Raw genomic sequence first — 21,674 nt, 5'->3', positions numbered from 1 at the left:
CGGTCTTAATATCCATGCAATCGATCAACTCATTTCCACTACAAATCATCATGGCTACCGCCCCTGACTTGCGGCTGTCACAGCGCCGATGGCGGGTTGGCGGCGCGATCTGTAGATGACAACAGGCTCCTTGCGCTTTTTGAGTCCCTAGGCTAGCGCAATCACTGGTCCGGAGAAATGGGGTCGTTTGGCAAAGATGAGCTTTATCTGACTTTTATTTATTAAAACCTCGGGCCAGAAGCCAAAGCCGGAATTGTCGCCGCGCCCTGTGCCGCCCCGAGCGGGAGGCAGGGTGCAGGGAACAAGCCGCAGGGATGCGGCGCGAGTCAGCGCTGGCACAGGGATGTGCCATCGCTGACGCTCCCGGAAGCCAGCCGGTAAGCGAGGGGTCAGGCGGCAGTGGGCGCTAAGGCCGGGGGTTAAGGGGGCATGGCCTTATGCCCCCTTACCGCCCCCGCCAAGCGGCAGGTTGGCAAATCGCCATTGCCGACAAAGGGCGGCACGGAACAACCGCTCCTCATTGAGTCGCTCGTTCGAATTCATTCAAACCGCCAGCGTCTACCAGGCGGAACCGGGTCAACCCAGACCCGAGGGTGGCTGGGGCAGGCACCGCGCCTCCGGTGCCGACCCGGTCGGCAAAAAGCTGGCGCCCCCCGCCCCCTCAAGGCTACAATTCGCCGCCGACCCCATCAGGTGGGGTCCTCCTGACCTGAAATCAGACCTTAAGAGAGACACTATGTTCAGACCCGAGTTGCTTTCTCCAGCGGGAACGCTGAAGAACATGCGCTATGCGTTCGCCTATGGCGCCGATGCCGTCTACGCTGGCCAACCCCGTTACAGCCTGCGGGTGCGTAACAACGAATTCGACCACGACAATCTGCAACTGGGCATCAATGAAGCCCATGCCCTCGGCAAGAAGTTGTATGTGGTGGCCAACATCCAGCCCCATAACTCCAAGCTCAAAACCTTCGTCCGCGATATGAAGCCGGTGATCGACATGGGCCCTGACGCCCTCATCATGTCCGATCCGGGCCTGATTATGATGGTGCGCGAGCACTTCCCGGAGATGCCGGTGCATCTGTCGGTGCAGGCCAACGCGGTGAACTGGGCCACGGTCAAGTTCTGGGAACAGCAGGGGCTGGAGCGGGTGATCCTGTCGCGCGAACTCTCCCTGGACGAGATCGAAGAGATCCGTCAGCACTGCCCGACCATCCAGTTGGAAGTCTTTGTCCACGGCGCCCTGTGCATGGCCTACTCCGGCCGCTGCCTGCTCTCCGGCTACCTGAACAAGCGCGACCCGAACCAGGGCACCTGCACCAACGCCTGCCGGTGGGAGTACAAGGTCCACGAAGGCAAGTTGGACGACGTCGGCCAGATCGTCCATCGCCAGGAGCCAATTCCGGTGCAAGTCGCCCCGACTCTGGGTCTGGGCCAACCCTCGGATCAGCTGGTGCTGATCGAGGAGAAGAATCGCCCGGGTGAGTTCATGACCGCGTTCGAAGATGAACACGGCACCTACATCATGAACTCCAAGGACTTGCGCGCCATCCAGCATGTCGAGCGCCTGACCAAGCTGGGTGTGCATTCGCTCAAGATCGAAGGTCGCACCAAATCCTTCTACTACTGTGCCCGTACCGCGCAAATCTACCGTCAGGCCATCGATGATGCGGTCGCCGGTCGCCCCTTCAATCCGGATCTGTTCAAGACGCTGGAGAATCTGGCGCACCGTGGCTACACCGAGGGCTTCCTGCGCCGTCATGCCCACAACGAATACCAGAACTACGATTATGGCTATTCGGTCTCCGACAGCCAGCAGTTCGTCGGCGAGATCACCGGCCGCAACGCCGAAGGGCTGGTCGAGGTCGAGGTGAAGAACAAGTTCATGCTCGGCAACAGCCTGGAGCTGATGACGCCCCAGGGCAATCTCAGCTTCCAACTGGAGCAGCTGCAAAATCGCAAGGGCGAGCAGATCGACGTGGCCCCGGGCAATGGCCATACCGTCTACCTGCCGGTTCCGGCCGAGGTGGATGTGAACTACGGCATCCTGCTGCGCAACTTTGACGGCGGCGAGAGCACCCGTCAGCCCCATGCCCAAGCCGCAGGTTAAGCATGGCGCTGCTGATTACCGCCAAGTGCATCAACTGTGACATGTGTGAGCCCGAGTGTCCGAACCAGGCCATCACCATGGGCGCCAAGGTGTACGAGATCAATCCCGATCTCTGCACCGAGTGTGTCGGTTTTTACGACCATCAGACCTGTATCAGCGTTTGCCCGATTGACTGCATCATTTGGGACCCTGATCATGTGGAAACCGAAACCCAGTTGCTGGACAAGTTCGTCGCCCTGCATGGCGGTTAATTTTTCAGGATGAGCCAGCCGGGTGCTGGCTCTTAGGAGCAGATCATGGAAAAAGTAACGATTTACGGCAAACCCCAGTGTCCCTACTGCGAGATGGCGGTCACCCTGTGCGAGCAACGGGGTTTTGACTTCGAGTACATCGATATCCAGGCCCGCGGCATGGGCATCGCCGAGCTGCACGAGATCGTCGGCAAGCCGGTGCGCACCGTACCGCAGATCTTCATCGGCAGCGCCCATGTCGGTGGCTATACCGATTTCTACGCCCATGTGAATAATCAGGACAAGTAACCCGTGCGCCGCAGCAGCGGCCATGCCGTTACCAGGAGATCCCATGCAAAACATCCTCATCGTCTGTACTGGCGCGCCCTATGGCAGCGAGAGCCTGTACAACGCCCTGCGTCTGGCCATTGCGCTCAAGGAGCAGGAGGAGTGCACCGTCGATTTGCGTCTGTTTCTGCTCTCCGATGCCGTGACCGTGGCCCTCAATGGTCAGGCCCCCACCGAAGGCTACAACCTGCGGCAGATGCTGGAGATCCTCAGCGCCCAGCATGTCCCCATGCGCCTGTGCAAGACCTGCACCGACAGCCGGGGGATCAGCGGCTTGCCGCTGGTCGAAGGCATCGAGATCGGCACCATGCCGCTGCTGGCCCGCTGGACCGTTGAAGCCGACAAGGTGATCAACTTTTAACCACAACTCCGGCCACACCATGCGCTGGATCACGAAAGTTGTTTGCCTGCGTCCGAGGCGGCGGGTATAATCCCGCCGCGCATTTTCCCCATCCCGTTCTTTAACATCTGGTGAGTCAATTTATGCATCCAATGCTGAACATTGCCGTTCGTGCGGCCCGTAATGCTGGTCAAGTCATTGCCAAAAACTTTGGCGACAACGTCAGCGTCCAAACCGCCGAAAAAGCAAAAAACGATCTGGTAACCAATGTCGATCGTGAAGCGGAACAAACCATAGTTCGCACCCTGCTCAAGGCATATCCCGATCATTGCGTGGTCGGCGAAGAGTTCGGCATTCAAGGTAAGGAAGATTCCGATTACCAATGGATCATTGACCCGCTGGATGGCACCACCAATTTCGTCAAGGGCATCCCCCACATCGCCGTTTCTATCGCCCTGCGCATCAAGGGCCGCACCGAAGTGGGCGTCGTCTATGACCCGATCCGGGATGAACTCTTCACCTCCAGCCGTGGTAACGGCGCCCAGCTGAATGGCTACCGTATCCGCGTTGGCCAATCCCGCGATCTGGATGGCTGCATCCTGGCTACCTCTTTCCCCCATCGTCATCGCCACCATCTGGATGCCTACAAGAAGATGTTCAACGGCATTTTCGATGCCTGCGCCGACATCCGTCGCGCCGGTACCGCCAGCCTGGATCTGGTCTATGTCGCCGCAGGTCGCGTCGATGGTTACTGGGAGCTGGGCCTCAAGCCGTGGGATCTGGCCGCAGGCGAACTGATCGCCCGTGAAGCCGGTGCCATCACCACCGACTTTGCCGGTGGCCACAACTTCTACTCCAGCGGCAACATCGTCTGCGGCAACCCGCGCGTGGTGAAGTGCCTGTTGGAAAAGATCCGCGAAGAACTGCCGGAGTCGCTGGCGCGCTAATCCCAACGCCGCCATGACCCGTCGAGAGCCCGTCCTGGTGACGGGCTTTTTTGTTCAGCCCCATGTCACTGTACTGGCATCGGGCCCTGGGCAGATGAACCGTCCGCGACACCCGAGCAGCATGCTCCCCGCGTGTCGCCGAGCCCATCTGTACCTCACTATGTCTATCGCCATCCTGGGCTCGCACCCCATGTGGCTCAATCGACCAATAGCTGGAGTTGATTTTATCCATGCAGACCCATGACACCACCGCCGACGGCCAGTTACGTCGCACCCTGAAGTCCCGTCACCTCTCCATGATCGCCATCGGTGGCTCTATCGGTACCGGCCTGTTCGTCGCCTCCGGTGCCACGGTCGCCCAAGCCGGCCCGGGCGGCGCCCTGCTGGCCTATGCGCTGATTGGCCTGATGGTCTATTTCCTGATGACCAGCCTGGGCGAACTTGCCGCCTTTATGCCGGTCTCCGGCTCGTTTGCCACCTATGGCAGCCACTTTGTCGATCCGGCCTTCGGCTTTGCCCAGGGTTGGAACTACTGGTACAACTGGGCCATTACCGTGGCCGTCGAGCTGGCCGCCGCCAGTATCATCATGAAGTTCTGGTTTCCCGACACGCCCGGCTTTTTGTGGAGTGCGCTGTTTCTCGGCATCATCTTCGGCCTGAACTACTTCTCGGTGAAAGGGTTTGGGGAAGCCGAATTCTGGTGCTCGCTCATCAAGGTCATTACGGTGCTGATCTTTATCGCCATCGGTGTACTGATGGTGTTTGGCATCATGAATGGCAGCATGCAGCCGGATTTCGCCAATTTCAGCACCGGTGAAGCGCCGTTTGTCGGCGGTCTGCCGGCCGTGATCAGCGTGGCGATGATCGCCGGATTCTCGTTTCAGGGCACCGAGCTCATCGGCGTGGCCGCCGGTGAATCTGCCGAGCCGGGCAAGAACATTCCCCGGGCCATTCGTCAGGTGTTCTGGCGCATCCTGCTGTTTTATGTGTTCGCCATCCTGATCATCGGCATCCTGATCCCCTATACCGATCCCCTGCTGCTGCGCAACGATGTCACCGATGTCGGTGCCAGCCCCTTCACCCTGGTCTTTGAGCGGGCCGGTCTGGCCTTTGCGGCGGCGGTGATGAATGCGGTGATCCTCTCGGCAATCCTGTCGGCGGGTAACTCCGGTATGTATGCCTCGACCCGCATGCTCTACACCATGGCCCGCAGCGGCATGGCGCCCAAGTTCTTTGGCAAGCTCTCCCGTAACGGTGTGCCGCGCAATGCCCTGTATGCCACCACCGTTATCGCCATGTCGTGCTTTTTGACCTCGCTGTTTGGCGATCAAACCGTGTATCTGTGGCTGATGAGCGCCTCGGGGATGAGCGGCTTCATTGCCTGGCTGGGCATCGCCGTCAGCCATTACCGCTTCCGCCGCGGCTTTTTGCGCCAGGGTGGCACGCTCAAAGAGCTGCCGTATGTCGCCCTGTTCTTTCCGATTGGACCGCTGCTGGCCTTTGCCCTGTGTCTGGTGATTGCGCTGGGCCAGGGTTATCAGGGTTTCGACAGTGACAGTATCGACTGGAACGGGGTCATAGCCGCGTATCTGGGCATACCGCTATTCTTCCTGTTGTGGCTGGGCTACAAGCTCAAACACAAGACCCGGGTGGTGCGCCTGGAAGAGATGACCTTCCCGCAGCGGGATTAAGAGCAGCAACAACCCATAAAAAAACCGAAGCCCAGGCTTCGGTTTTTTTTGCGTCATGCACCATCAACGACGGCGGATCCAATACAGACCGAGCAACACCAGGCTCCAGAGTCCGCCGATACTGCCACCGCCCGAGGAGCTGGAGTTGTTGGGGCTATCACCACCGGTGGAATCATCCGTATCATCGGTGGCGGTCGAGGTCACGGTCAGTGTCGCCAGCCGCGCTTCCGCGTTCGAGGGGGCGCTCGCGCTCTTGGTCAAACGCCACTCCAGCAGATGGGTGCCAGTGCCGACACTCACAGACGCGCTCCGCCAGCTGCTACTGGAGGTGGTCGCCTGTTCGACTCCATCCAGGTAATGGGTCAACACAGAATCAGCATTACCGCTGGCCACACTCCATTCGAAACTGACAGTCGCAGGCCCGGTCACCGTGGTTTGCAGCACCGACACCGAGTTGTTGCCGCCTTTCCCCGCCACGAGCGGCAGTCGGTTATTGACGCTGGCGCCATCCTGCCAGGCGCTATCACCACCGCTGTACCAGACGAGCTTGCTGCTGGTGATAGCATTGTTGAAGTTCACCACCGGCAGCACGGTTGCGCTGAGTTTGTTCTCCATCACGGTACCGGAATTGGAGTCGGTTGCACTCAGAAGCTCCGAATAATCACCTGCGGTCTGATTGGCAAAACTCACCGCAACGCTGCACTCCCCAGCCACGGCCACCTCGGTACAGCTCTGGGAGCCCAGATTAAAACCACTGCCGGTATCCAGCAGCAAAGAGGTCAAGGATGCCGGACTCTCGCCATTATTCTGCACGGGAATAGAACCGGTGACGGTATAGCCGACCGGCACATAGCCCAAGTCGGTATAGGTATCCATGGAGAGATGGGACTGATGCTGACTGAGCCAGGCGCTGTAATTGGCCAAGCGGGTGTACACCCCCGGGAAATTAGCCAGGCCGCAGCCATTGCCCCAGCTGACAATTCCGACTTGCACGGCTGTGCTGCTGGAGTTGCCGAGGATCAAGGGCCCCCCCGAGTCGCCATAACAGCTATCCTTGCCACCACTCATCTCGCCTGCACAGAGCATGTTCTCGGTGATGTCGCCACTATAGGCGGCACTGCAGGTGGCATCGGAGAGCAGAGGTATCGCGACTTGCTGTAAAACGGTGGGATAGTCATAGGGAATAGTATCCCGGGTCGCGCCCCAGCCCATCACCGTCAAGGAGCTACCGGCCGCCAAACTGGCCATGGCGCTATAACCAATGGGGGCCAGAGGATCGATAGCGACCGCACTGCTCAGATGCAGCAGCGCCAGATCCTGATCGTAGCTCTCACCGTTGTATTCCGGATGCATGAGGATGCGATCCACCGACGCCGCCGTACCCGCCGTGCTGGTACGACTCAGATCATAACCACCGACGCGCACCAGCAGATCCGCAGGGCTGGCCCCGTCGACACAATGGGCCGCAGTCAATACCCACTGGCTGGCAATCAGGCTGCCACCGCAAAAGTGGGCATCATAGGGTGTACCGGTCGAAGCTGCATATTCCAGGCTTACAATCCAGGGCCACGCGCCCTGGGTGGCATCATCGCCACCAATGATCCGGGTTTCCGCCGCCTGAGCGCTGGTCATTCCGAGCAGGGCCAGCCCTACCCACATCCACTGTTTCATCACGATCAGATCCTTGCTCTCAATCATCTGGGAAATACCGGTCCCGGGAGCGGTCCGGCTCACTCGGGTTACTCTACTCGGAATCGACCGGTAAATTCAGGTAGCCCTCGTGTAAATAATTATAAAAAAACCCGCCAGTTGGCGGGTTTTTGTACCAGAACAAGCAGTGCTTATTCCTGGGTTGGTTCAACGGCAGCGTCAGCAGCCGGAGCTTCTACGTCGGCAACCGGTGCGGCTTCGCCCTGCTCATCACGGATCGCTTCCTTGATGGACAGACGGACACGGCCTTGACGATCCACTTCCAGAACCTTGGCACGGACGATATCGCCCAGCTTCAGGTGGTCAGACACATCCTTGACGCGCTCGTCAGTGATCTGGGAGATGTGAACCAGACCATCCTTACCCGGCAGAATGTTGACGAAGGCACCAAAGTCCGCCAGACGGGCGACCTTGCCTTCGTAGATGCGACCCACTTCCACTTCCGCGGTCAGGGCTTCGATGCGACGGATCGCTTCCTTGGCGGCCTCGCCATCCACGGCGGCGATCTTGACGGTACCATCATCATCCAGCTCGATAGTGGTGCCGGTCTCTTCGGTCAGAGCGCGGATCACAGAACCGCCCTTACCGATCACATCCTTGATCTTCTCAGGGTTGATCTTGATGACGTGGATGCGCGGTGCGAAATCGGAGATCTCGGCACGCGGTGCGGCAATCGCTTGATCCATCACCTTCAGGATGTGCAGGCGGGCATCGCGGGCTTGCTTCAGGGCGATCTGCATGATCTCCTTGGTGATGCCTTCGATCTTGATGTCCATTTGCAGCGCAGTCACACCTTCGGTGGTCCCTGCTACCTTGAAGTCCATGTCGCCCAGGTGATCTTCATCACCCAGAATGTCGGACAGAACCACGAAGCTGTCGCCTTCCTTGACCAGACCCATAGCGATACCGGCAACAGAGGCCTTGATCGGTACGCCCGCATCCATCAGCGCCAGTGAGGAGCCGCAGACGGAAGCCATGGAAGAAGAACCGTTCGACTCGGTGATTTCAGAGACGATGCGGACGGTATACGGGAACTCATCGGCGCTTGGCATAACAGCCAGAACACCGCGTTTGGCCAGACGACCGTGGCCGATTTCACGACGCTTCGGTGAACCGACCATACCGGTTTCACCCACGCAGTACGGCGGGAAGTTGTAGTGCAGCATGAAGCGGTCGGTGCGCTCGCCGGCCAGCTCGTCCAGGTTCTGCGCGTCACGCTCGGTGCCCAGAGTACAGGCAACCAGAGCCTGGGTTTCACCACGGGTGAACAGGGAAGAACCGTGAACGCGCGGCAGCAGGCCGGTACCCATGGACAGGGCACGGACCATTTGCGGGTCACGGCCATCGATACGCGGTTCGCCACGCAGGACGCGGCCACGCACGATCTCGCTTTCCAGGGCATGGAACATTTCACCGGCCAGCTTGGCATCCTGAGTGGCATCTTCTGCAACGATCTGCTCAACCACTTTTTGCTTCAGGGCAGCGATGGTTTCATAACGCACCGCCTTTTCGGTGATGCGGTAGGCTTCGCCCAGCTCGGCAGTGGCCAGAGCGGCGATCTTGTCCTTGAGCACTGTGTTGACAGCCGGAGCTTGCCAATCCCATGCCTTGGTGCCGACTTCAGCGGCGAATTCGTTGATCGCCTGGATCGCGGTCTGCATCTGCTCGTGACCATAGACCACAGCACCCAGCATGGTTTCTTCAGACAGGATCTTGGCTTCGGACTCCACCATCAGCACGGCAGCTTCGGTACCGGCAACGACCAGATCCAGATCGCTGTGCTTGGTTTCGCTGTTGGTCGGGTTCAGTACATATTGGCCGTTGATGTAACCAACACGCGCGGCACCGATCGGGCCGTTGAACGGAATACCGGAGATAGCCAGCGCCGCTGAGGCGCCCAGGATAGCGATGATGTCGGTTGGAACCTGCGGATTGGCAGAGACCACAGTGGCAATCACCTGAACTTCATTGAGGAAACCTTCCGGGAACAGCGGGCGGATCGGGCGGTCGATCAGACGGGAAATCAGGGTTTCTGATTCGCTCGGACGGCCTTCACGCTTGAAGAAGCCACCGGGGATACGGCCAGCTGCGTAAGTCCGCTCTTGATAGTTGACGGTCAGCGGGAAGAAATCACGGCCAGGAACGGCCTCTTTCTTACCAACAACAGTAACGAACACGGCGGTGTCGTCCATGCTGGCCATGACGGCGCCGGTCGCTTGACGTGCCATGACACCAGTTTCGAGAGTTACGGTGTGTTGACCGTATTGGAAGGTCTTTACAATAGGATTCACGTGAATTTCCTTTATCTGTTTTGGGTCGCTAATTTCGCGCATGAGTATATCCGATCAGCCACTAAAGGTAAGCAAGAGCAACCGCTTCTTTTTTGTGACCGCGACCAAGATCCCGAACTGGAGTCACACGACAACATTGGAAGGCCCGGGATCGGGAACTTGGCGAGCAAAATCGAGAAAAACAAAAAGGAGGCCGAGGCCTCCTTCTTTAAAACTGTCCGGCAATCAACACCGCGCAGTTGCTTACGACGTTGCGACGAATTAACGACGCAGACCCAGCTTCTGGATCAGAGCTTGATAACGAGCAGCGTCTTTACGCTTCAGGTAGTCCAGCAACTTACGACGTTGGGAAACCATACGCAGCAGGCCACGGCGACCGTGGTGATCCTTGCTGTGCACTTCGAAGTGACCTTGCAGGTGGTTGATAGAAGCGGTCAACAGAGCCACTTGGACTTCTGGTGAGCCAGTGTCATTGGTACCACGAGCGTTGTCGGCAACGATTTGTGCTTTGATTTCTGCATTTAGTGACATAGTGATTCTCCAGCTTGATGTGATTTCCCGCCGATCACTAATTCAGCGGGAAAATGGGACGCGGCATTCTGTCATAGCCGCCCCCGGGTCGCAAGTTTTGCGTGCCTATTCGTCGTCACTTTCATCGCTGCCGATGCGCACCAGGCGGCGAGGAGCCACCTTGCCATCGTCATCGATTTCACCAACGCCGATAAATTCCCGCTCATCCCCCACCGTCATCCGGACAAAGCCGGTAGTCGGAACCTGGGCCACCTGAACGGCTTGCCCCTGGGTCACATAGCTGGCCACCACGGCCGACATATTGACTTCCGGCAGGCTATCGACGGCGGTATCCATAGGCAGCAGCAAGGGATCCAGCTCTTCGCGCGGCGGACGGCCTTCGGCCTTGCAGCGCTCGAAAATCGCCTGCAACTGCTCGATGGTCAGCATGCGCTCGGCCGGATAGTTCGCCACCTGGCTGCGGTGCAGCTGGGTGACGTGGGCGCCACAGCCTAGCATCTCACCGAGATCATCGATGATGGTGCGGATGTAAGTTCCCTTGGAGCAATGGATGTCCAGCACCAGCTTGTCACCGCTAAACTCCAGTACGTTCAGCTCGTAGACGGTGATAGGACGCGCTTCACGCTCCACTTCGATCCCTTCACGCGCATATTCATAGAGGGGTTTGCCCTGATGCTTGAGCGCCGAGAACATGGATGGAACCTGCAGACTGCCACCCCGGAAACTCATCAGTGCCTGCTGCAATTGCGGCTCGGTGAAGGTCAGTGGCCGGGTGCTGATGATAGTGCCATCGGCATCGCTGGTATTGGTCCGTTCACCCAGTTTGGCCGTCACTTGATACCGCTTATCGGCATCCAGCAGGAACTGGGAAAACTTGGTCGCTTCGCCCAGACAGATCGGTAGCATACCGGTGGCCAAGGGGTCGAGTGCCCCCGTATGGCCCGCCTTGGCGGCGTTATAGATACGCTTGACCTGCTGAAGTGCGTCGTTGGACGTAATGCCGCTGGGCTTGGCCAGCAACAGGATGCCGTGAACATCACGGCCTTTAAAGCGACGTCGTCGAGACATCTTTAGTCTTTTGCCTCCTCGTCCTGACCTTCAGCGTGCATGCGCTGTTCGTCTTCACGAATCGTGTTACTGACCAGGTTGGAGATCCGCATGCCTTCAACCAATGTTCTATCGTAAGCAAACCGCAATTCCGGAACCACCCGCAACTGCATGGCTTTACCCAGCAGAATACGAATATAGCCCGAGGCTTCCGTCAAGCCCTTCAAGCCGGTTTCAATACGTTCGGCTTCACTCAGTTCTTCATTCTGCCCGGCATAGTTGAGGAACGTCACGAAAACCTTGGCATGCTGCAAATCACCGGACACTTCCACATCCGAAACCGTCACCATACCGATACGCGGGTCTTTGACCTCACGTTGTAAAATCATCGCCACTTCCCGTTGCAACTGTTGGGCAACACGGCTGGCACGACTGAATTCTTTTGCCATTCAAGGCTCCTGAACTAAAAAGGGGGCGTAACGCCCCCCTCATGGAGATTACAGCGTACGCTGGATCTCGACAACTTCGTACACTTCAATCTGGTCACCGGTACGCACGTCATTGTAGTTCTTGACCGCAATACCACACTCGTAACCATTCTTGACTTCGGCAACGTCATCCTTGAAGCGGCGCAGGGATTCCAGCTCACCTTCATAGATAACCACGTTGTCACGCAACACCCGGATCGGGCTATTACGCTTGACGGTACCTTCGGTGACCATACAACCTGCGACAGCACCAAACTTCGGTGACTTGAAGACATCACGGACTTCAGCCAGACCAATGATCTGTTGCTTGAATTCCGGAGCCAACATACCGCTCATCGCCTGCTTCACTTCGTCAATCAAATCATAGATGACGGAGTAGTAACGCAGATCAATGCTCTCGGAATCGATGACGCGACGAGCAGATGCATCGGCACGTACGTTGAAACCGAGGATGATGGCGTTGGAAGCCGCAGCCAGGCTGGCGTCCGTTTCGGTGATACCACCGACCCCGGAGCCGATAATCTTGACCTTGACTTCATCGGTCGACAACTTCAGCAAGGAGTCACAGATAGCTTCGGTCGAACCCTGTACGTCGGCCTTGAGGACCACGTTGAGTTCGGAGACTTCGCCTTCGCCCAAGCTGGAGAACATGTTTTCCAGTTTGGCCTTCTGCTGACGGGCCAGTTTGACGTCACGGAACTTGCCTTGACGATACAGCGCCACTTCACGAGCCTTCTTCTCGTCACGGACGACAGTCGCTTCATCACCGGCAGCCGGTACGCCTGACAGACCGAGGATCTCGACCGGGATAGAGGGACCCGCTTCCTTGACGTCACGCCCCATTTCGTCACGCATGGCACGAACACGACCGTATTCGAAACCACACAGCACTATGTCGCCCTGACGCAGAGTACCTTCCTGAACCAGGACGGTGGCAACCGGACCACGCCCCTTATCCAGACGGGATTCGATCACTACGCCACTGGCCATGGCATCACGGACTGCAGTCAGTTCGAGAACTTCAGATTGCAACAGGATGGCATTCAGCAGATCGTCGATCCCTTCGCCGGTCTTGGCCGATACCTTGACGAACTGGTGTTCGCCACCCAGGTCTTCGGCAACCACACCGTAACGGGTCAGTTCGGTCATGACACGCATCGGCTCGGCCGTCGGCTTGTCAACCTTGGTTACAGCAACCACCAGCGGCACGTTACCGGCCGTGGCATGCTGAATGGCTTCGATGGTTTGCGGCATGACGCCGTCGTCGGCAGCAACCACCAGTACCACGATATCGGTCGCCTTGGCACCCCGAGCACGCATGGCGGTAAACGCGGCGTGGCCTGGAGTATCCAGGAAGGTGATCATGCCATTGTCGGTTTCGACATGGTAAGCACCGATATGCTGGGTAATACCACCGGCTTCACCCGCAGCCACCTTGGCCTTACGGATGTAGTCAAGCAGAGAGGTCTTACCGTGGTCGACGTGACCCATGATGGTTACAACCGGGGCACGACCTTCCGCCGTGGCGGTGGAGTCACGGTCTTGCATTACGGCTTCTTCCAGCTCGTTTTCACGACGCAGGATAACCTTGTGCCCCATCTCTTCGGCAACCAGTTGCGCGGTTTCCTGATCGATCACCTGGTTGATGGTTGCCATGGCGCCCATCTTCATCATCACCTTGATGACTTCGACCCCCTTGACCGCCATCTTGGCCGCCAATTCACCGACGGTGACGGTTTCACCGATCACCACATCACGGGTCACAGGCTGCACCGGCTTGTTGAAGCCATGCTGGATAGAGCTCTTGCTACGTTTGCCTTTGCGCTGACGGGAGTTCCGCTCTTCGCGAGCATCGTCTTCACGGCTCTTGGTCTTCTTAACCACGCCACGGCGACGATTACGGGCCTCCTCCTCGCGCTCACGCTGAGCTTCGGCTTCTTTGACAAAGCTGGAGGTTGTCGCGGCATCATCATCCTGCTCTTCAGCCTTACGACGCGCAGCTTCCTCTTCGGCCCAGCGGGCACTGTTTTCTTCGGCCAGGCGCTTGGCCTCTTCAGCAATACGAGCGGCTTCTTCTTCAACCTTGCGGCGAGCTTCTTGCTCTTGCTGACGTTTCAATGCCTCTGCTTCACGCTTGGCCATCTCTTCTGCCTCTTGGCGAGCCTTTCTCTCGGCGTCAGTTTCATTACTGTGCGCCGCCTTGCGTGCCTTGTCCTTGGCATCCGCGTCAGCTTTGGCTTTCGCCTCGGCTTTAGCCTTCGCTTCTGCTTCGGCTTTGGCTTTGGCCTCTGCCAAAGCGCTGGCTTCAGCGGCCTTGCGAGCGGCTTCAGCTTCGCGCTGAGCTAGCTCTTCGGCTGCTTTGAGTTCTTCATCGGCAGCAGAACGACGGACATAGGTACGCGATTTGCGTACTTCTACTTGTACGGACTTGTTCTTACCACCAGCACCTTGAACACTCAAGGTACTTTTCGTCTTGCGTTGCAACGTCATGCGTTTGGGTTCAGCGTCATCGCTGCCGCCATGTTGCTTCTTCAGATGAGCAAGCAGGGCTTGCTTTTCATCTTCGCTGACCATTTCATCGACAGACTTGCGGATCCCTGCATCAGTAAACTGCTGAAGAAGACGCTCAACCGATGTGTCAATGTCGGTGGCCAGTTGTGTTACGGATACTTCTGACATTCATTACCTCCGCAGCTTTATTCGGCCTGCTCACCGAACCAGCAGATATTGCGAGCAGCCATGATGAGTTGGCCCGCTTTCTCTTCGGTCATACCGTCGATCCCCATCAGATCGTCAATTCCTTGCTCAGCCAGGTCTTCCAGAGTCCCGATCCCGCGAGCCGCCAGCATATAGGCCATTTCACGACCGATACCTTTCAGCCCCAGCAGGTCTTCTGCCGGTTCAACGCCTTCGAAAGACTCTTCTTTGGCCAGAGCGCGAGTACTGAGTGCCTGCTTGGCACGGCCCCGTAGCTCTTCGACTGTGTCTTCATCGAAACCATCGATGGAGAGCAGCTCATTCAGAGGTACATAAGCAATTTCTTCGATGGTCGAGAAACCTTCGTCGATCAGCACTTCAGCAAACTCATCATCAATGTCCAGCGCCTGGGTAAACAGGTTCAGGATGCGATCCTTTTCCGCTTGATGCTTGGCTTGCATATCTTCCACGGTCATGACGTTCAGTTCCCAACCGGTGAGTTGGGAAGCCAGGCGGACGTTTTGACCATTGCGACCAATGGCTTGCGCCAGGTTGCTGGAGATGACGGCAATATCCATGGTGTGGTTATCTTCATCCACGATGATGGATGCCACATCGGCTGGCGCCATGGCATTGATCACGTACTGGGCAGGATTATCATCCCACAGCACGATATCGATGCGCTCGCCACCCAATTCACTGGATATCGCCTGAACACGAGCGCCACGCATCCCCACGCAAGCACCAATCGGATCAATCCGGCGATCATTGGTTTTGACCGCAATCTTGGCTCGGGAACCCGGGTCACGGGCAGCGCCCTTGACATCGATGACTTCTTCACCAATTTCAGGTACTTCGATGCGGAACAGCTCGATGAGGAAGTCTGGATGGGCGCGGCTGATGAACAGCTGGGAACCACGAGCTTCCGGACGTACCGCCGCCAGCAAACCACGCACTCGATCCCCCGGACGGAAGGATTCGCGGGGCAGCATATCTTCACGATACAAGACACCCTCGGCGTTGTTGCCCAGATCCAGAATCACGTTGTCACGATTCTGCTTCTTCACCACGGCGGTGATGATGGTGCCTTCCTGATCCTTGAACTGTTCGACCACTTGCGCACGTTCAGCTTCACGGACCTTTTGCACAATGACTTGCTTGGCAGTCTGGGTGGTAATACGGTCGAAAGTGACAGAATCGATCTCGTCTTCGATGTACTCACCCAACTGGATTTCCGGCTCTTCGACACGCGCGGCATCGAAGGTAATCTCGCGGAACGGATTTTCCAGTTGGCCTTGGGCATCAACTACCTGCCAACGGCGATAGGTTACGTAGTCACCGGTCTTGCGATCGATGCTGACTCGAACCTCGATATCGCCTTCATATTTTTTCTTCGTTGCAGTTGCCAGTGCCGTTTCCAAAGCCTGGAAGATCTTCTCACGGGGCACGGCTTTTTCGTTAGAAACCGCTTCTACAACTGCCAAAATCTCTTTATTCATCTCCGACAGCCTCGTTAATCAAAGTTCGGAACCAGATTTGCCTGCTGAATATTGGCAAAGGCAACCGTTTCTTCATTACCATCCACAACCAGGACAAGCATTTCGCCCTCGATACGTGTGATAACACCCTTGTATTTACGGCGATTATTCACCGCCATGCGTAGCGTCAGGCTAACCTGTTCGCCTAAATATTTTTCGTACTGACTGGGCTTAAACAGAAGACGATCCATCCCGGGAGAAGAAACCTCCAGGTTATATTCCGTCGTGATGGGATCTTCAACGTCCAGAATACTGCTGACCTGGTGACTAACCTCGGCACAGTTCTCGACGGTGATGCCATTTTCATGGTCAATAAATACACGCAGGGTCGAATGCTTGCCAGCACGGACAAATTCAATACCCCAGAGTTCGAAGCCAAGTGACTCGACAGGACTCTCCAACATCTGGATTAGCCGTTGTTCCAACGTAGCCAATGCGACCCTCCAAAAATGAAAAAAGGGCATGAAGCCCAAGACAATGATCCACGCCAAGACCCCGGCGCAAATCGCAAATAACAAAAAGCCCCGATTATTCAAATCGGGGCTTCACAACAGGACCCTGATTGTCGTCTCGCGGCGACCGTCCTTGATGATTCAGTAAGGACGTGACTGAAATTGGTTGCGGGGGCCGGATTTGAACCGACGACCTTCGGGTTATGAGCCCGACGAGCTACCAGGCTGCTCCACCCCGCGTCCGAAATCGTGCGAGATTATAGTCGCTTGCGAATCAGGCTTCAAGCAACGCGACTCACTTCTAAACATTGGTGCCCAGCGCGGGACTTGAACCCGCACGCCCGAAAGCACTACCCCCTCAAGATAGCGTGTCTACCAATTCCACCAGCTGGGCATTAAATCTTCTTTAGTTTGGTACGTCAGCGTCTTTCTTGGCCGGCGTTTCTGCAACCTTTTCCTTCACCTGTTCAACAGCAGCAGGAGTGGATAAATCGGTCCAGTTTTCAGCTGGCTTGGTACGATTGTGACTCATAGCACCCAACACCAGGCTCAGCACAAAAAACACAGTTGCCAGGATGCCGGTAGCGCGGGTCATAAAGTTACCAGAACCAGATGAACCAAACACGGTGTTGGATGCTCCGGCGCCGAAAGAGGCTCCCATGCTTGCACCCTTACCTTGCTGGACCAACACCAAGCCGATAACAGCCAGAGCGACCAACAGATAAACCACCAATAAAATTTCGTACATAATCACACCTTAAGCTGACTTGCAGATGTATATCGACATCTAGATGTCGGGCTGTGCCAGCAAGGCACCGACCAAGCGCTTGTCTTGACCGCGAGCAATGACGAGGATCACCACTCTAAAAACCTGGATTGCACGAAGCAGTACTTCGATGCATCAGCCCCGCCAGGACATAAAAGCCGTAAACAACGACCTCCTGTTCGGGAGCGGGGCTAATACTATCCAGCTCGATCATCACTGACAAGCAGTTTTTTCCAATTCAGGTTCGTTTGCGCATTTTGTCGGCAAAACAGATACCTAGATTATTTCCCGCGTTAAGGAACCAGCTTGACACGATCCGCAATCCGCTGCGCCAGGCCATTAACCAGCACCGCATCCTCCCCTTCCACCATCACCCGGATCAGGGGTTCAGTGCCGGATTTACGCAACAGCACACGGCCACGGCCGGCCAGCTCCGCCTCGGCCGCAGCGACTTCGGCCAACACGTCGGCATCCTGAGTCGGATCCTGGCTGGCAGTAAAGCGAACATTCACCAGCACCTGCGGAAACTTGCGCATTCCCGAACGCAGGGTTTGCAAGTCACAACCTTGATGCATCATTGCCTGCAACACCTGCAACGCCGCAACAATACCGTCACCAGTCGTCGCGTGATCCAGGTGGATGACATGGCCGGAATTTTCACCGCCCAAGCGCCATCCCCTCTCTTTGAGCATCTCCATCACATAGCGATCGCCCACCTTGGCACGACAGAAGGGAACATCCAGCTCTTGCAGTGCCAATTCCAAGCCCAGATTGGACATCAGGGTCCCGACGACGCCCCCCGTGAGCTTTCCTTGAGCCCGTTGATCACGAGCAATCATATAGATGATTTCATCACCATCGATGAGGTAACCGGTTTGATCCACCATCATCACCCGATCGCCGTCACCATCAAAGGCAATCCCCAGATCCGCCTGTTCGGACAGCACCCGGGCCACCAAGGCCTCTGGCTCGGTAGAGCCGACCCCGGCATTGATATTCAAACCGTCTGGAGAGCAACCGATGACGACAACATCGGCGCCCAGCTCGCGAAATACCGAAGGAGCTATGTGGTAGGTGGCGCCATGGGCGCAATCCAGCACAATCTTCAGACCATCCAGACTCAGCTCTCCAGGAAAGGAGCTCTTGCAGTATTCGATGTAACGCCCGGGGGCATCATCAATCCGGCTGGCTTTACCCAGTTTGGCCGATTCGACACAGCTCATGGGTTGATCCAGTTCGGCTTCGATTTCGAGCTCCACCTCATCGGGTAACTTGGTGCCATCCTGGGAGAAAAACTTGATGCCGTTGTCGTAATACGGATTATGGGAGGCACTGATCACCACACCCGCTTCAGCACGAAATGCCCGGGTCAGATAAGCCACAGCGGGAGTCGGCATCGGGCCCAAGAGTACCGCCTTGATTCCGGCAGCCGAGAGCCCAGCCTCCAGAGCAGATTCCAGCATGTATCCCGAGATCCGAGTATCTTTGCCGATCAACACCTTACGGGTGCCTTGCTTGGCCAACACCTTACCGGCCGCCCAACCCAGCTTCATGACAAAATCGGGGGTAATAGGAAACTCGCCGACCAAACCTCGAATGCCGTCGGTACCAAAATACTTTCTACTCATAACTTCATGTTCTCTTGTTGCTGAACTGCGTCGCGTAGGAGAATACCCGCAAGGCATCTACCGTTTCTTTGACATCATGCACGCGGATAATATGCGCACCTTGTGTAAATGCAAAGAGTGCGGCCGCCAGACTGCCCGCCAGTCGCTCATCGACCGGACGCTGCAGTAGGTTACCAATCATCGATTTGCGTGACATACCGGCCAGCAGTGGCAAACCGAATCCGGCAAACTCATTCATTCGCCCCAGCAATTCATAATTCTGCTCCAGCGTTTTGCCAAATCCGAATCCGGGATCCAGGATCAGCGAGTCGCGGGCTACCCCGGCTGCCAGACAGGCGGCAATCCGTTCTTCGAAGAATGTCTGAATATCACCGATCAGCTCGTCATAGTGAGGTGACACTTGCATGGTTCGTGGTGCGCCTTGCATATGCATCAGGCATACAGGCACTTGCGCCTGAGCGGCAATCGCCAAGGCTCCCGGCTCAGCCAGTGCCCGAATGTCATTGATCAAATGAGCACCGGCAGCCGTGGTTTCACGCATCACTTCGGGCTTGTAAGTATCCACTGAGATCCAGACATCCAGCTCGACTGCTAGCCGCTCGACTACCGGCACCACACGAGACAACTCCTCATCCAGCCCGACTTCATCGGCACCGGGCCGAGTTGACTCACCACCGATGTCGATGAGGGTAGCCCCCTCCTCAACCATGGATTGTGCGCGGCGTAGTGCCCTATCGAGTTGCAGGTAACTGGCTCCATCCGAAAAGGAGTCTGGAGTAACGTTCAGGATCCCCATCACCTGGGGTCGGGACAAATCGAGCTCTCGCCCCTTACTACGCAACAACATGAAAATTCTCCAAAGAAAAACCCCGAGCCAGGCTCGGGGTCAGAGTATCAACAAGATGTCAGCTCTGAGGATGCTCATCCTTCTTTGCCTCATCGGACAAAGCAGATTCAGCTGAAACGACCTCATCCACGACCGCGGCATCAGGAGTCGCACTGTCATCCACAGGCGGCTTCTGATCCTTGTCGTAGCCAGCAGGCAGACGCACTTCGCGACGCATCATCAGATCATCGATCTGTTTGGCATCAATGGTCTCGTACTTCATCAAGGCATCTTTCATGGCATGCAGGATATCCAGATTATCCATCAGGATATGCTTGGCCCGATCATAGTTGCGATTGATGACATGCTTGATCTCGGCATCGATGGCCCGCGCCGTGTCATCCGACATATGTTTAGCCTTGGCCATGGAGCGCCCAAGGAACACTTCGCCATCTTCTTCGGCATAGAGCATGGGTCCCATTTCTTCGGACATGCCCCACTGAGTCACCATCTTGCGCGCGATATCCGTCGCCCGTTCGATATCATTCGAGGCACCTGTGGTCATTTTCTCGCGACCATAGATGATCTCTTCTGCAATCCGGCCACCATAGAGACTGGAAATCATGGACTCCAGATACTGTTTGGAATGACTCCAGCGATCCTGCTCTGGCAGATACATGGTGACCCCCAACGCTCGGCCACGCGGAATAATCGAGACCTTATACACAGGATCATGATCCGGAACCATACGGCCCACGATGGCATGACCGGCCTCATGATAGGCAGTCATCTCTTTTTCGCTTTCATTCATGACCATGGATTTGCGCTCGGCGCCCATCATGATCTTGTCTTTAGCGCGTTCAAACTCGGTCATGCCAACCAGTCGCTTGTTGCCTCGAGCAGCAAACAACGCAGCTTCGTTCACCAGGTTAGCCAAATCCGCACCGGAGAAACCCGGGGTACCACGAGCAATCACAGATGCATCCACATCATCGCCCAAGGGAACCTTGCGCATATGCACCTTGAGGATCTGCTCCCGACCACGAACATCGGGTAAACCGACTACAACCTGACGGTCGAAACGGCCTGGACGCAGCAACGCCGGATCCAGAACATCAGGCCGGTTCGTCGCTGCGATAACGATGACAGCTTCATGGCCTTCAAAACCATCCATCTCGACCAGCATCTGGTTCAGGGTCTGTTCGCGCTCATCATGCCCGCCCCCCAGACCTGCCCCCCGTTGCCGTCCCACGGCATCGATTTCGTCGATAAAGATGATGCAAGGTGCCGATTTCTTGGCTTGCTCGAACATGTCACGAACCCGTGAGGCACCGACACCGACGAACATTTCCACAAAATCAGAGCCTGAAATCGAGAAGAACGGCACCTTGGCTTCGCCAGCAATCGCCTTGGCCAGCAAGGTCTTACCGGTACCTGGCTGACCGACCATCAGAATACCCTTAGGAATTTTGCCACCCAGCTTCTGGAAGCGGGACGGATCCTTGAGGTAATCAACTAACTCTTTGACCTCTTCTTTGGCTTCATCACAACCGGCAACATCCGCGAATGTTGTCTTGATCTGGTCCTCACCCATCAGGCGAGCACGACTCTTGCCAAAAGACATGGCCCCCTTACCGCCACCACCCTGCATCTGGCGCATGAAGAAGACCCAAACCCCGATCAGCAACAGCATCGGGAACCAGGAAATGAAGATAGAACCCAACAGGCTAGGTTCTTCCGGTTTTTCGCCCAGAACCTTGACGTTGTACTTCAGAAGGTCGTTGATGAGATTATTGTCCGGCATCGGAATGACAGTCAGGAACTTGTCTCCGTTGCGCTTGATTCCATTGATGACCTTGCCATCGATGCGGACTTCCCGGATCTGCTCTTGGGAGACTTCACGTACAAACGTGGTGTAATCCAGTTGTCGACCCGAGCTGTCGCCAGGGCTGAAGCTTTGGAACAGGGACATCAGCACCACGGCGATGACCAGCCAAAGGATCAGATTTTTCGCCATATCACTCAAATCATTAACCT

Annotated in this window: 18 protein-coding genes and 2 tRNA genes; 6 read left to right on the top strand and 14 right to left on the bottom strand. The window is 56.6% G+C overall.

Annotated features, from left to right (window positions below):
* Positions 1-736 precede the first annotated feature (736 nt).
* The 6 genes from trhP (at position 737) to ACZYUB_RS15275 (ending at position 5,663) form a co-directional block, all read left to right on the top strand.
* A complete protein-coding gene (gene trhP, locus ACZYUB_RS15300) occupies positions 737-2,107 on the top strand; it encodes a prephenate-dependent tRNA uridine(34) hydroxylase TrhP (protein ID WP_463949115.1) in 1,371 nt (456 codons plus the stop codon).
* Positions 2,108-2,109: 2 nt separating this feature from the next.
* A complete protein-coding gene (locus ACZYUB_RS15295; protein ID WP_463949114.1) occupies positions 2,110-2,358 on the top strand; it encodes a YfhL family 4Fe-4S dicluster ferredoxin in 249 nt (82 codons plus the stop codon).
* A 45-nt stretch (positions 2,359-2,403) separates the two neighbouring features.
* Positions 2,404-2,646: a GrxA family glutaredoxin gene (locus ACZYUB_RS15290; protein ID WP_463949113.1), complete on the top strand. Its 243-nt coding sequence runs from the start codon at positions 2,404-2,406 to the stop codon at positions 2,644-2,646.
* Positions 2,647-2,689: 43 nt separating this feature from the next.
* A complete protein-coding gene (locus tag ACZYUB_RS15285; RefSeq protein WP_463949112.1) occupies positions 2,690-3,046 on the top strand; it encodes a DsrE/DsrF/TusD sulfur relay family protein in 357 nt (118 codons plus the stop codon).
* Positions 3,047-3,168: 122 nt separating this feature from the next.
* On the top strand, positions 3,169-3,972 hold the full coding sequence (gene suhB, locus ACZYUB_RS15280) for an inositol-1-monophosphatase (protein ID WP_463949111.1): 804 nt from the start codon (positions 3,169-3,171) through the stop codon (positions 3,970-3,972).
* 230 nt (positions 3,973-4,202) lie between these two features.
* Complete coding sequence (locus ACZYUB_RS15275; protein ID WP_463949110.1) at positions 4,203-5,663, top strand: amino acid permease; 1,461 nt, start codon at positions 4,203-4,205, stop codon at positions 5,661-5,663.
* 63 nt (positions 5,664-5,726) lie between these two features.
* Here ACZYUB_RS15275 and ACZYUB_RS15270 read toward each other — a convergent pair whose 3' ends face one another.
* The 14 genes from ACZYUB_RS15270 to ftsH all read right to left on the bottom strand — a co-directional run bounded on the left by ACZYUB_RS15270 (position 5,727) and on the right by ftsH (position 21,663).
* Complete coding sequence (locus ACZYUB_RS15270; RefSeq protein ID WP_463949109.1) at positions 5,727-7,361, bottom strand: trypsin-like serine protease; 1,635 nt, start codon at positions 7,359-7,361, stop codon at positions 5,727-5,729.
* A 143-nt stretch (positions 7,362-7,504) separates the two neighbouring features.
* On the bottom strand, positions 7,505-9,664 hold the full coding sequence (gene pnp, locus ACZYUB_RS15265) for a polyribonucleotide nucleotidyltransferase (protein WP_463949108.1): 2,160 nt from the start codon (positions 9,662-9,664) through the stop codon (positions 7,505-7,507).
* Positions 9,665-9,925: 261 nt separating this feature from the next.
* A complete protein-coding gene (gene rpsO / locus ACZYUB_RS15260; protein WP_460882568.1) occupies positions 9,926-10,195 on the bottom strand; it encodes a 30S ribosomal protein S15 in 270 nt (89 codons plus the stop codon).
* Positions 10,196-10,300: 105 nt separating this feature from the next.
* A complete protein-coding gene (gene truB, locus ACZYUB_RS15255) occupies positions 10,301-11,263 on the bottom strand; it encodes a tRNA pseudouridine(55) synthase TruB (RefSeq protein ID WP_463949107.1) in 963 nt (320 codons plus the stop codon).
* A gap of 2 nt (positions 11,264-11,265) precedes the next feature.
* Positions 11,266-11,691, bottom strand: coding sequence for a 30S ribosome-binding factor RbfA (gene rbfA / locus ACZYUB_RS15250; protein WP_463949106.1), 426 nt, complete (start codon positions 11,689-11,691; stop codon positions 11,266-11,268).
* 48 nt (positions 11,692-11,739) lie between these two features.
* Entirely contained in the window at positions 11,740-14,409 is a 2,670-nt protein-coding gene (gene infB, locus ACZYUB_RS15245; RefSeq protein WP_463949105.1) for a translation initiation factor IF-2, read from the bottom strand.
* A 17-nt stretch (positions 14,410-14,426) separates the two neighbouring features.
* Positions 14,427-15,926, bottom strand: a complete 1,500-nt coding sequence (gene nusA / locus ACZYUB_RS15240; protein ID WP_463949104.1) for a transcription termination factor NusA — start codon at positions 15,924-15,926, stop codon at positions 14,427-14,429.
* A gap of 14 nt (positions 15,927-15,940) precedes the next feature.
* The gene (rimP, locus tag ACZYUB_RS15235; RefSeq protein WP_460882563.1) at positions 15,941-16,399 is read right to left on the bottom strand and encodes a ribosome maturation factor RimP; all 459 of its coding nucleotides are present in this window, start codon (positions 16,397-16,399) and stop codon (positions 15,941-15,943) included.
* A 181-nt stretch (positions 16,400-16,580) separates the two neighbouring features.
* Positions 16,581-16,657 (bottom strand) — tRNA-Met (locus ACZYUB_RS15230).
* Between the two features lie 69 nt (positions 16,658-16,726).
* A tRNA-Leu gene (locus ACZYUB_RS15225) sits at positions 16,727-16,811 on the bottom strand.
* Between the two features lie 12 nt (positions 16,812-16,823).
* Positions 16,824-17,165, bottom strand: coding sequence for a preprotein translocase subunit SecG (secG, locus tag ACZYUB_RS15220; protein WP_463949103.1), 342 nt, complete (start codon positions 17,163-17,165; stop codon positions 16,824-16,826).
* Between the two features lie 311 nt (positions 17,166-17,476).
* The gene (gene glmM, locus ACZYUB_RS15215; RefSeq protein ID WP_463949102.1) at positions 17,477-18,811 is read right to left on the bottom strand and encodes a phosphoglucosamine mutase; all 1,335 of its coding nucleotides are present in this window, start codon (positions 18,809-18,811) and stop codon (positions 17,477-17,479) included.
* Between the two features lie 4 nt (positions 18,812-18,815).
* Positions 18,816-19,658: a dihydropteroate synthase gene (folP, locus tag ACZYUB_RS15210; RefSeq protein ID WP_463949101.1), complete on the bottom strand. Its 843-nt coding sequence runs from the start codon at positions 19,656-19,658 to the stop codon at positions 18,816-18,818.
* 58 nt (positions 19,659-19,716) lie between these two features.
* Positions 19,717-21,663 carry an ATP-dependent zinc metalloprotease FtsH gene (gene ftsH / locus ACZYUB_RS15205; protein ID WP_463949100.1) on the bottom strand — a complete coding sequence of 649 codons (1,947 nt, stop codon included), beginning with the start codon at positions 21,661-21,663 and terminating at the stop codon, positions 19,717-19,719.
* Positions 21,664-21,674 lie beyond the last annotated feature (11 nt).

The sequence above is a fragment of the Pseudaeromonas sp. HNCC25DJ182 genome, from assembly GCF_055413365.1.
This window is presented reverse-complemented; position numbering and strand designations above follow the sequence as displayed.